We start from the raw sequence: 11547 nt of genomic DNA, 5'->3' as shown, positions 1-11547 counted from the left end.
CGGAAGGCACCCCACATGCGTACCGGATCCATCGGGCGCGGCCTCGGCCTCGCCACCGCACTGGCCGCCCTGCTCACCGCGGTCTTCATGGCCCCGGCCTCGGCAAACAGAGCCGCACCCGCCGACGGCCCGCAAGCGGTGAAGGCCGCCGCGGTCGCGGCCCCAGCCTCCTTCACCCACCCCGGCGTGCTCGTCAGCCGCCCCCAGCTCGACTTCGTACGCGCCAAGGTGCAGGCCGGAGCCCAGCCCTGGAAGAGCGCGTACGACCAGATGCTGGCCAGCAAGTACGCCTCGCTCACCCGCACCGCAAAGCCACGCGCCATCGTGGAGTGCGGCTCGTACTCCAACCCCAACTACGGCTGCACCGATGAGCGCGAGGACGCGATAGCCGCCTACACCCTCGCGCTGGCCTGGTACGTCACTCAGGACAGCCGCTACGCCCAGAAGTCCATCGAGATCATGGACGCCTGGTCGGCCGTGATCCAGGACCACACCAACAGCAACGCTCCGCTTCAGACCGGCTGGGCCGGCTCCTCCTGGCCCCGGGCCGCCGAGATCATCAAGTACACGTACAGCAGCTGGCCGAACTCCGGCCGCTTCGCCACCATGCTGCGCAACGTCTACCTCCCCGAGGTCATCAACGGCTCCAACAGCAACGGGAACTGGGAACTGAGCATGACCGAGGCCGCGATCGGCATCGCGGTCTTCCTCGAGGACCGCACCGCCTACGACAAGGCCGTCACCAAGTTCCGCGGACGTGTCCCCGCGTACATCTACATCACCGCCGACGGCGCTCTGCCGAAGACCGCGCCGGGCAGCGGCCTCGACACGCGCGACGAGATCATCGGCTACTGGCAGGGACAGTCCACCTTCATGGACGGTCTCTCCCAGGAGACCTGCCGCGATCTCACCCACACCGGCTACGGCATCTCCGCCATCTCCCACATCGCCGAGACAAGCCGTATCCAGGGCCAGGACCTCTACCCCGAGATCGCCGAACGCCTGCGTCACGCACTGGGCCTGCACGCCAAGTACCAGCTGGGCGCGGCAGTCCCGTCGACGCTGTGCGGCGGCACGCTCAAGGACAACCTCGGGCCGATCACCGAAGTGGGTTTCAACGCCCTGCACAACCGGATGGGTATCGCCATGACCAACACCCAGACCCTCACCGAACAGCAGAGGCCCGCCGGATCCAACAACCTGTTCGTCGCCTGGGAGACCCTGACCCACGCGAACAACCCCAACTGACCTGCTTTCAGAGGCAGGTTGTCTCGCGGAACGGCGAAACCGCCCGGGAGGAAGGAGAGCCCCTCCCGGGCGGTTCCGCGCATCGACTGCCCTGAACGTGCTGCTGGGTTCAGAAGGTCAGCTTGAAGCTGTTGATCGTGCCGACGTCCTGCGAGGCCACGTCCTGGACCTTCAGCTTCCAGGTGCCGTTGGCGACCTCGGACGACGCGTTGACGGTGTAGGTCGTCTGGACGTTGTCCGCCGAGTCGCCGGACGAGGAGTTCTTCAGCCGGTACGCCGTGCCGTCCGGAGCGACGAGGTCGATGACGAGGTCACCGCGCCAGGTGTGGGTGATGTCCACCCCGACCTGGAGGGTGCTGGGTGCGTTGCCCGTGACACCGGTGACGTTGACCGAGCTGGTGACGGCCGCGCCGTTGTCCGGGATGGCGACGTGGGTGGTGTTCTGGAAGACGGTCCCGCCGCCTCCGCCACCGCTGCGCGAGCCCACGTTGACGCCGGCCCAGGCGTCGGCCACCGCCTTGTACTCGGCGCTGGTCGTGCCGTACAGGTCACCGGCCGCAGCGAGGGTGCCGGTGCGGGCCGCCGCGTAGTTCGTCGTGGAGCTGAACTTGGTGGTGAGCGCCTTGAACCAGATCAGCGCGGCCTTGTCGCGGCCGATGCCGGTGACCGGCAGGCCGTCGGAGGTCGGGGAGTTGTACGAGACGCCGTTGATGGTCTTGGCGCCGCTGCCCTCGGAGAGGAGGTAGAAGAAGTGGTTCGCAGGACCTGAGGAGTAGTGGACGTCCACTCCGCCGATGCCTGAGTACCAGGCGTCCTTGGACGCGCCGTCCTTGCTCGGCTTGTCCATGTAGCGCAGCGGGGTGCCGTCGCCGTTGATGTCGATCTTCTCGCCGACCAGGTAGTCGCCCACGTCGGTGGCGTTGTTGGAGTAGAACTCGACCGCGGCGGCCATGATGTCGCTGGTCGCCTCGTTGAGACCGCCGGACTCGCCGCTGTAGACCAGGCCGGCGGTGGCGGAGGTGACACCGTGCGTCATCTCGTGCGCGGCCACGTCCAGGGAGGTCAGCGGTGCGGCGTTGCCGCTGCCGTCTCCGTAGGTCATGCAGAAGCAGCTGTCGTCCCAGAAGGCGTTGACGTAGTTGTTGCCGTAGTGGACGCGGGAGTACGCGCCGACGCCGTCGCCCCGGATACCGGTGCGGCCCTGCACGTTCTTGTAGTAGTCCCAGGTCTCGGCCGCGCCGTAGTGCGCGTCCGCCGCGGCCGTCTCGACGTTCGTCGGATTTCCGTTGCCCCAGATGTCGTCGGAGCCGGAGAAGAGCGTCCCGGTGCCGGACGTGCCGTGGTTCAGGTTGTACGTCTTGTGGCTGCCGCGTGTCGTGTCGGTCAGCGTGTACGACGGTGCGGTGCCGAGCGTGACCTGGCCGCTGTACTGGGTGTTGCCGGTGCCGGTCTCGATGGCCTGCCACTCGTACAGCTTCGCGCCGGTGGACGCGTCGGTGATGACGTGCAGCTCGTTGGGGGTGCCGTCGTCCTGGAGCCCGCCGACGACGGTCTCGTAGGCGAGCTGCGGCTTGCCCTGGGCCATCCAGACCACCTTGCGCGGTGCCCGGTCGGCGACGGTCTTCTTGGAGCCGGCGGCCTTGGCTGCACCGAGAGCCTGCGACTCGGCCCTGGCCGGGGCGACATCGGCGGCGGTGTCGACGGCCTTCAGCTGGGCGGAGGTGGCCTTGGACGCCTTGGTGACGCTCTCGGTCGCACCGGCCTTGGACTCCTGGACGACCAAGTCCCCACCGAGGACCGGAAGTCCGTCGAAGGTGCGCTCGTAACGCGTGTGCGTGGTGCCGTCGTTGTCCTGGATGACATCGCGGACGACGAGCTTCTCCTGGGAGCCGAGACCGAGCTCCTTGGCCGTGGCCGCCTTGCTCGCGTTGGCCTCGCGGATCAGCTCGGCGCGCTGGGAGGGGGAGAGCTGCTTGGCCAGTGCCCCGTGATTGACACGGGTGGCGGCCGGGGCGGCAGCGGAACTGTCGGGCGCGGCGGCTGCCGTGCCCGTCTGGATTCCTGCGGCGAGGAGGGCTGCTGCGGCTATCAGAGCGCCGGTCGCGGTGGCGCGACGGCTGGGCGTGGATCTCACGCGGACTCCTTCTGCGAGGGGGGTAACGGCGGCTGGGTGAGCCGTCCGGGCAGAGCAAGCAGTGCGCAGAACGGGGGAAGAGTGTCAGCAGATGGACGTCTCTGTCAGGACCGCGTCAACAACTTGGCCGGAATTCGTCCGTTGCCAGAAACGCCATGTTCGTTAAGCGGACGTTTCACCGATCATCACCGCGACGCCATCCAGGGGTCCGGTGCAGGCCGAATTCGAAGAGCGATCGAAGTCGGGCCCGAATGCATCGTGTTCGAACAGCGGGCTGGGTACGGGGTAGCGCCTGTCAGTCGAAATGGCCTCGAACTGTGGCTTGTTCCGAACCGTCCGCGGCCGGGACGTTCGCCGAACGATGCTGCCCGCCGCATCCGCCGCCGAGCCCGAGACGCCCGCCGGCGCGGTGATGGCGGCAGCCGCCGCTCTCTCCGTGGTCCTGTCGCGCAGGGCCGGCCCCGCGCCATGTTCACAACGACGACGAATGAGGCCCGTCGGCATGCCAGGAACGCCAGAGTGCGGCGTAGGCGCCGTCGGCGGCCACCAGATCGTCATGGGCGCCGAGTTCGGTGATCCGGCCGTCCTCCATGACGGCCACCCGGTCCGCGTCATGGGCCGTCTGCAGGCGGTGCGCGATGGCGATGACGGTTCTGCCTTCGAGGACGGCGGCCAGTGCTCGCTCGGTGTGCCGTGCGGTCCTCGGGTCCAGGAGCGCGGTGGCCTCGTCGAGTATCAACGTGTGGGGATCGGCCAGTACGACACGTGCCAGCGCGAGTTGCTGGGCTTGTGCGCCGTCCGGGCGGTGTCCGGCATGGCCCAGATCGGTGTCCAGGCCGTCCGGGAGCTCGCCGGCCCACTCGGCGCCGACGGCGGCGAGCGCCGCACGCAGTTCGGCGTCGGTGGCCGACGGGGCTGCCATCCGCAGGTTGTCCCGGACCGTGCCGAGGAACACATGGTGCTCCTGGGTGACGAGGACGACCTGGCGGCGCAACCGGTCGGGCGTCAGGCCGGCCACCGGTACCCCGCCCACTGTCACCGAGCCGGTGCGTGGCACGTCCACGCCGGCCAGCAGCCTGCCCAGCGTGGTCTTGCCGGCGCCGGACGGGCCGACGATCGCCAAGTGCTCGCCGGGTCGGACCGTCAGATCGACTCCGTGCAGGACATCGGCCTCGTCGTCGGCCCCGCCGCCGTAGGCGTAGTGCACACCGGTCACCGCGATCCGGTCGTCCGCCGGTGTGCGGGAGCGGGCCGAGGGCACCTGTGGCACCACCCCGATCCCCTCGACCCTGGCAAAGGACGCACTGCTGCTCTGCAGTTGTTCGACCCGCTGCAGGATGGTGTCCAGCGGCTGGGAGAGCTGCCGCAGATACAGCGCCGAGGCGACCACCGCACCCAGGCTCATGGCGCCGTGGCTGTGCAGCACACCACCGATCAGCAGGACACCGGCCACGGGAACGACATAGGAGATGTCCACGGCAGGGAAGAGCACGCTGCGCAGGAAGAGCGTGCGGGTCCGGGTGCGCCGGCACTCTTCGATCGCCCGGTGACATGCGTCGATACGGCTCCGCTGCAGCCCGAGCGCCTCGACGGTGCGGGCGCCGGCGGCGGTGGCCGCCAGCTGCTCCGCCAGTGCCGAATTGGCCGCACCCTCGGCGAGGTAGGCGGTGAGCGCCCGGCGCAGATACCAGCGGACGGCGAACCAGATGCCCAGCAGCCCGAGCACGCCGCAGGTACCGAGCAAGGGGTTGAGCGCGAAGACCGCCCCGAGGATGAACAGCGCCTGGACCGCAGCGATCAGCACATCGGGGCCGACGTCGCGGAGGGTGGTGCCGACCGCCGCGACATCCGTGGTGCCGCGGGTCGTCAGGTCACCCGTGCCGGCTCGCTCGACCACCGAGGCGGGCAACGCCAGTGCGCGGTCGGCGAACTGCTCGCGGACGCGCGCCAGGGTCCGTTCGCCGAAACGGTGTCCGACCAGGCCGGCGTAGCGGGCCAGCAGGAGCTGTGCCAGCGCGAAGACCAGGATGGTGAGCGCCAGCCGGTCCACGGTGGCGACTCCGCCGCCTGCCCTGACCTCGTCGATGACACGGCCGAGCAGCCACGGGGCGACGAGTCCGGCGCCGGCGGCCAGCGCGTTGAGCGCGAGCAGCGCGGCGAAGGCGCGGCCGTCCTGCCGGACGAGCCGGACTGCCGCGCGACGGATCCGGAACGGCTCGGCGACCGGCAGAGCCCCGGACGGCGGCCGGGGCTCTGCCGGGGCAGTGGACGAAGAGGCAGTCATGAGGTGACCTCCTGGGGCGCAGGGCCGTCCCCGTCGTCCACGGGGACGGCGTCGTCATCGTCCGCGCCACGGGACACCAGGAGCCGATAACCGGGGTGTTCGTCCAGCAGGTCGCGATGGGTACCGACGGCCGCGACGGAGCCGTCGACCAGGTAGTACACGGTGTCGGCCCGGTCCAGGACGAGAGGGGAGGTGCTGGTGACGACCGTGGTAAGGCCGGACCGTGCCGTGCGCAGCCGGGACGCCATGGCTGCCTCGGTGTGCGCATCGACGGCCGAGGTCGGCTCGACCGCCAGGAGAATCTCGGGGTCGGCCAGCAGGGCCCGGACGAGGCGGACACGCTGCCGCTGGCCGCCGGAGAGATTGCGGCCCTGGGCGTCGACGGTGGAGCCGAGCCCGTCGGGCAGGCCGCGGACGATGTCCTGGGCCGCGGCGGCGTGGACGGCACGGCGGAGCGCCTCGTCGTCCCGGTCCCGGCTGCCGGAGACGACATCACGCAGCGTGCCGGCGAACAGGTCGGCCTCGTTGTCCGCGACGAGAATCCGCGCGCGGACCTGGGCCGGCTCGATCTCGTCGAGGCGGACGGTGCCCCAGGTCGCTGCCGACGCGACAAAGCCGCCGAGACGGTCGATCACCGTCGCGGAGTCCGACGGCCGGGCGCCGACCAGAGCGGTCAGCGTTCCGGGGACCACCTCGACCCCCGACTCAGGATCGTGGAGCGCGGAGGGCGACCCGGGCCCGTCCAGAGGCACCGAAGATGCCTTCCGGACCGTCGAGTCGGGCTTCAGGGACAGGAAGTGGATGACTCTGCGCGCGGCGACCAGACCGCGGCTGATGTCGTAGCCGCCCTCGATGAAGAAGGAGACGGGCACGACGAGAACCGCCGTGTAGCCGTACACCGCTACCAGTTCGCCGACGGTGATGTCGCCCTGCGCGGCCATCCGGGCCGCCAGCCAGGTCACGGCGCCCAGGAACAGGGTGGGCAGGCCGACGCCGAGTGCCTGGATCCAGCTGGTCACCGCGCCGACCCGGTACCCCTCCGCCTGCAGCTCCTGCGAACCGCGCCGGTAGCGTTCGGCGTAGACGTCCTTGCCGCCGATGCCGTTGAGGACACGCAGACCGCCGGCGATGTCGGCGAAACGGGCGGCGAGGCTGCCCTGCCGGTCGCGGTACGCCGACTCGGCTCCCTGAAGCCGCCCCAGCAGCGGGCCGAGCAGCGCCGCGAGCAGCGGCACGCCCAGCAGCACCACCACGGCGAGCAGTGGCGAGACGGTCAACAGCAGTGCGGCCACGACGACATAGGAGAGGACGGCGCCGACGCCGGGCCCGGTGACCGTCAGCGTATTGGCGATCATCGCGACGTCACCGAACCCGATGGTGACGATCTCGCCGGCCGTGGCCCGGCGCGGCAGCGCCGCGCCCAGCCCGGTCGCCTGGGCGACCACCACCCGCACCGTACGGAAGGCACCGTCGAGCCGCACTCTGGTCATCGTGCGGTGCCGCATGATGGCCAGCCAGGCGTTGAGCACTCCGACACCCACCAGTGCCGCGACCCAGCCGACCAGCGCAGAGCGGCCCCCGGGCTGCAGCCCGTCGTCGATGGCGCGCGACAGCAGGTACGGCGGCAGGGTCAGGCAGATCATCCAGGAGCTGCCGAGCAGGGCCCCGGCGGCAACGCGGCGCCATTGACGGGTGACCAGCCACCACAGATACCGCCCGGGGCTGCGGAGGTCCGGGGTCTCCTGGTCCGCATACGGGCCGACCGGCTGATCCACGGGCTCAGTCATGTACGCACCCTAGACCGCCGCTGTGGGAGGCCGACGGGGGAGACCGCCACCCGCGGTCGGTCTCAGGCCAGGCTCTCCCGCCAGGCGCGGTGGAGCCCTGCGAACCGGCCTGTCCCACCGATGAGTTCGGACGGGAAGCCGTCCTCCACGATTCGGCCGTGCTCCATCACCAGCACCCGGTCCGCGATCTCCACGGTCGACAGCCGGTGGGCGATCACCACTGCGGTACGGCCGTGCAGCACCGTGTCCATGGCGCGCTGCACCGCACGTTCGCCGGGGATGTCGAGGGAGCTCGTCGCCTCGTCGAGAATCAGCACCGCCGGGTCGGCGAGGAGGGCGCGGGCGAAGGCGACCAACTGGCGCTGGCCGGCGGAGATCCGCCCGCCCCTCTTCCGCACGTCCGTGTCGTATCCGTCGGGCAGACTGCTGATGAAGTCGTGCGCCCCGATCGCCTTCGCGGCCTGCTCGATCTCCTCGGGAGTGGCGTCCGGGCGGCCGATGGCGATGTTCTCGGCGACCGTCCCGGAGAACAGGAAGGCTTCCTGGGTCACCATCACCACACCGCGCCGCAGTTCGGGCGTGGCGAGGTCCCGGAGGTCGGTCCCGTCCAGCAGCACCCGGCCGTCGGTCGGGTCGTAGAACCGGGCCAGCAGCTTCGCGAGCGTCGACTTCCCGGCGCCCGTCGAGCCGACCACGGCCACGGTCTGGCCTGCCGGGATCGTCAGATCGAAGCGGGGCAGCACTTCGCCGCCCGTTCGGTAGGCGAAGCTCACCGAGTCGAAGACGACGTCCCGGCCCGGCTGCTCACCCGTGCGGGCAGGCAGCTCCCGCGGGTTCGCGGTCTCCGGCACGGTGGGGGTCTGGGCCAGCAGGCCTGCGATCTTCTGCAGCGAAGCCGCGGCCGACTGATAGGAGTTGAGGAACATGCCGAGCCGGTCGATCGGGTCGTACAGCCGTCGCAGATAGAGCACGGCCGCCGCGAGCACGCCGAGTGCGAGAGCGCCGGAGGCGACTCGGTACGCACCCCACAGCACGATCCCGGCCACCGCCGTGTTGGCGACCAGCCGGGAGCCGACGACGTAGCGCGCCATCTCCAGCAGCGCGTTGCCGTTGGTCCGGCAGTGCTGCTGGTTGAGCCCGTCGAACTCGGCGTCGTTGGTGCGCTCGCGGCGGAAGGCCTGGACGGGACGGATTCCGTTCATCGTCTCCGCGAACTTCACGATGACCGCCGCGATAGCCGTCGACCGCGCAGCGAAGATCACACCGGCCCGCCGCTGGTAGAGCCGCACCAGCGCATACAGCGGTACGAACGAGACGACGGCGACCGCACCGAGATCGAAGTCCAGCCACAGGAGCATCAGTGAGATGGACACGAAGGAGAGCACGACACCGATGAGTTCCTGCAGGCCCTCGCTGAGCAGTTCCCGCAGCGACTCCACATCTGTCGTGGAGCGGGAGATCAGCCGGCCCGAGGTGTAGCGCTCATGGAAGTCCACACTCAGCGCCTGCGCGTGGCGGAAGATCCGTCCGCGGAGATCGAGCAGCACGTCCTGGTTGATCCGGGCGGAGGCCTGGATGAACGCGTACTGCATGCTTCCCGCGGCCGCCGAACACAGTGCGTATCCGATGGCCACGGCGATCAGCGGTCCGTAGTCCTTGTCCCGGAACGCCGGCACGCCGCTGTCGATCGCGTACGCGACGAGCAGTGGGCCGGCCTGGACGGCTGCCTGCTGGATCAGCAGGAACAGCGCGGCGACCACCACCCGGCCCCTGAGCGGGCCGAGCAGGGACACCAGCAGGGTGCGGGTGGCGCCCCGGGGAGTGGGCAGGTCGTCCCGGTCGAAGGGGTCCCCGGCCCCGGCGTCGACGGCGGAGTCGGGTTCCAGGCCGGTGGCTTCGGCCTTCGGCCGCGGGCCGCCGCCCTGCCCGGGACCCTTCCCGGCACCCGTGCCGCTCAGGTCGCGGGCCTTGATCTCCGTGGCCGTAGCCGTGCCCGCGACCGTGTTCGTGCCCGCTCCGGGGCTCGTGACCGGGTTTGTCATTGCGCCCTTCGTGGCGGAAGCCGTCGACTCCGGGCCGGCCCCGGGGCGGTTCCCGTCGTCGCCGTCCGTCCCTGTGGGACACCCTGTCGTCGCATCGGTCATCGGGTACTGCCCTCCTCGGCAGGGACGTCCATGGCACGCACGCCGGCGTCGGACAGGTATGCGGTACTGGCGTCCCCGGCGGTCACGTCGTCGGTGAGCTCAGCGGACACCGAGCTTCCGGCGCCGGACATCAGCCAGGCGTACTCGGCGTTGCTGCGCAGCAGTTCCTGATGGGTGCCGACTGCGCTGATCCGGCCCTCCGACAGAAGCGCCACCCGGTCGGCGAGCATCACGGTGGACGGCCGGTGGGCGACCACCACGGCCGTGGTCGATTCCAGCACGCGCCGCAGGGCGGCCTCCACCAGCGTCTCCGTGTGCACATCCAGAGCCGAGAGCGGGTCGTCGAGCACCAGGAAGCGCGGCTGTCCGACGACGGCGCGAGCCAGTGCGAGGCGCTGCCGCTGACCGCCGGAGAGGCTGAGACCCTGCTCGCCGACCTGGGTGTCGATGCCGTGCGGCAGGTCGTACACGAAGTCGGCCTGCGCGATCGACAGCGCCCGCCGCAACTCGTCCTCGCCGGCATCCTCGGCGCCCATGAGAACGTTCTCCCCGACGCTGGCCGAGAAGAGCGTCGGCTCCTCGAACGCCACGGACACCAGCTCACGCAGCCGTTCGCGCGGCAGGGTGGTGATGTCGGTACCGTCCAGCGTGATCCGCCCGGCGGTGACGTCGTGCAGTCGCGGTACGAGTGCGGTGAGCGTCGTCTTTCCGGACCCGGTGGCCCCGACCAGGGCCATCGTCTCGCCGGGGCGGATCCGTAGATCGATCCGGGTCAGTACGGGTACGGAGCCGGCCTCCGCGTCCGGGTAGCGGAACTCGACGCCTTCGAAGACCATCCCGCCGTCCGCGGAAGACTCCGGGGATGACTTCGTGGACGTCCCCGCGGACGGTTCCTCGTTCAACTCCCCGGCCGTCTCGCGTTCCTCCGCCACGTCCATCACCTCGAAGAAACGCTCGGTCGCCGTGGCCGACTCCTGGCTCATCGCCAGCAGGAAGCCGATCGACTCGACCGGCCACCGCAGCGCCAGCGCCGTCGAGAGGAATGCGACGAGCGTGCCCGCCGACAGTCCGCCGTCCGCGACCTGGATCGTGCCGAGCACCAGCGCCGCCCCGATCGCCAGCTCGGGGATGGTGGTGATGAACGCCCAGATGCCGGCCAGCAGCCGTGCCTTGTCGAGTTCCGTACCGCGCAGCCGCTGCGAGAGACCACGGAAGGCCAGGGCCTGGCTACGGTGCCGGCCGAAACCCTTGATGATGCGGATGCCGAGCACACTCTCCTCGACAACCGTCGTCAGATCGCCGACCTGGTCCTGTGCCTTGCGCGCCACCACCGCGTACTTCGTCTCGAAGACCGAGCAGAGGATCACCAGCGGCACCACCGGAGCCAGCAGCACCAATCCCAACGTCCACTGCTGCACCAGCAGAATGATGAAACCGGCCAGGATCGTGGTGGCGTTGACCAGCAGGAACGTCAGCGGAAAGGCCAGGAACATACGCAGCAGCATCAGATCCGTGGTGCCGCGCGACAGCAGCTGACCCGATGGCCACCGGTCGTGGAAGGCCACCGGCAGCCGCTGCAGATGCCGGTACAGGTCGGCCCGCATCGATGCCTCGACGCCCGCCAGCGGCCGCGCCACCAGCCACCGCCGCAGTCCGAAGAGCAGCGCCTCGACGATGCCCAGCAACAGCAGGTAGAGCGCGCCGAGCCAGACTCCGCCCGGATCGTGGTGCGCGACCGGGCCGTCCACGATCCACTTCAGTACGAGGGGTATCACCAGGCCGAGGCAGGAGGCGATGATCGCCACGGCAGCCGCGCCGGACAGGCGGATCCGTACAGGCTTCACGTAAGGCCACAGCCGCAGCAGGGAGCGCGCGGCGGACCGGTCCTTGGGCTCTACATGGTTTTCGGGCATCAGGGGCGAGCCTACGGTTCACCATTGACATCCCTCA

The 11547-nt window shown here is 70.1% G+C and carries 6 protein-coding genes; 1 reads left to right on the top strand and 5 read right to left on the bottom strand.

What is annotated here, in order from left to right; translation table 11 throughout:
* Positions 1–15: 15 nt before the first annotated feature.
* Positions 16–1248: an alginate lyase family protein gene (locus tag OHA88_RS17295; protein WP_328626196.1), complete on the top strand. Its 1233-nt coding sequence runs from the start codon at positions 16–18 to the stop codon at positions 1246–1248.
* 109 nt (positions 1249–1357) lie between these two features.
* Here OHA88_RS17295 and OHA88_RS17290 read toward each other — a convergent pair whose 3' ends face one another.
* The 5 genes from OHA88_RS17290 to OHA88_RS17270 form a co-directional block, all read right to left on the bottom strand.
* A complete protein-coding gene (locus OHA88_RS17290) occupies positions 1358–3382 on the bottom strand; it encodes a M4 family metallopeptidase (RefSeq protein ID WP_328626195.1) in 2025 nt (674 codons plus the stop codon).
* 472 nt (positions 3383–3854) lie between these two features.
* Positions 3855–5666: an ABC transporter ATP-binding protein gene (locus tag OHA88_RS17285; RefSeq protein WP_328626194.1), complete on the bottom strand. Its 1812-nt coding sequence runs from the start codon at positions 5664–5666 to the stop codon at positions 3855–3857.
* Positions 5663–7453, bottom strand: a complete 1791-nt coding sequence (locus OHA88_RS17280; RefSeq protein WP_328626193.1) for an ABC transporter ATP-binding protein — start codon at positions 7451–7453, stop codon at positions 5663–5665. Before OHA88_RS17280 ends, OHA88_RS17285 begins: the two co-directional genes overlap by 4 nt.
* A 62-nt stretch (positions 7454–7515) precedes the next feature.
* Complete coding sequence (locus tag OHA88_RS17275) at positions 7516–9495, bottom strand: ABC transporter ATP-binding protein (protein WP_443044375.1); 1980 nt, start codon at positions 9493–9495, stop codon at positions 7516–7518.
* Between the two features lie 98 nt (positions 9496–9593).
* The gene (locus OHA88_RS17270; RefSeq protein ID WP_328626191.1) at positions 9594–11510 is read right to left on the bottom strand and encodes an ABC transporter ATP-binding protein; all 1917 of its coding nucleotides are present in this window, start codon (positions 11508–11510) and stop codon (positions 9594–9596) included.
* Positions 11511–11547: the final 37 nt, after the last annotated feature.

The sequence above is a fragment of the Streptomyces sp. NBC_00353 genome, assembly GCF_036108815.1.
Taxonomy (GTDB): domain Bacteria; phylum Actinomycetota; class Actinomycetes; order Streptomycetales; family Streptomycetaceae; genus Streptomyces.
This window is presented reverse-complemented; position numbering and strand designations above follow the sequence as displayed.

Bases quoted from the DNA above. Each gene is read 5' to 3' on its own strand.
- OHA88_RS17280 (WP_328626193.1), bottom strand. From the start codon at position 7,453: ATGACTGAGCCCGTGGATCAGCCGGTCGGCCCGTATGCGGACCAGGAG.
- OHA88_RS17270 (WP_328626191.1), bottom strand. From the start codon at position 11,510: ATGCCCGAAAACCATGTAGAGCCCAAGGACCGGTCCGCCGCGCGCTCC.
- OHA88_RS17275 (WP_443044375.1), bottom strand. From the start codon at position 9,495: ATGACAAACCCGGTCACGAGCCCCGGAGCGGGCACGAACACGGTCGCG.
- OHA88_RS17295 (WP_328626196.1), top strand. From the start codon at position 16: ATGCGTACCGGATCCATCGGGCGCGGCCTCGGCCTCGCCACCGCACTG.
- OHA88_RS17285 (WP_328626194.1), bottom strand. From the start codon at position 5,666: ATGACTGCCTCTTCGTCCACTGCCCCGGCAGAGCCCCGGCCGCCGTCC.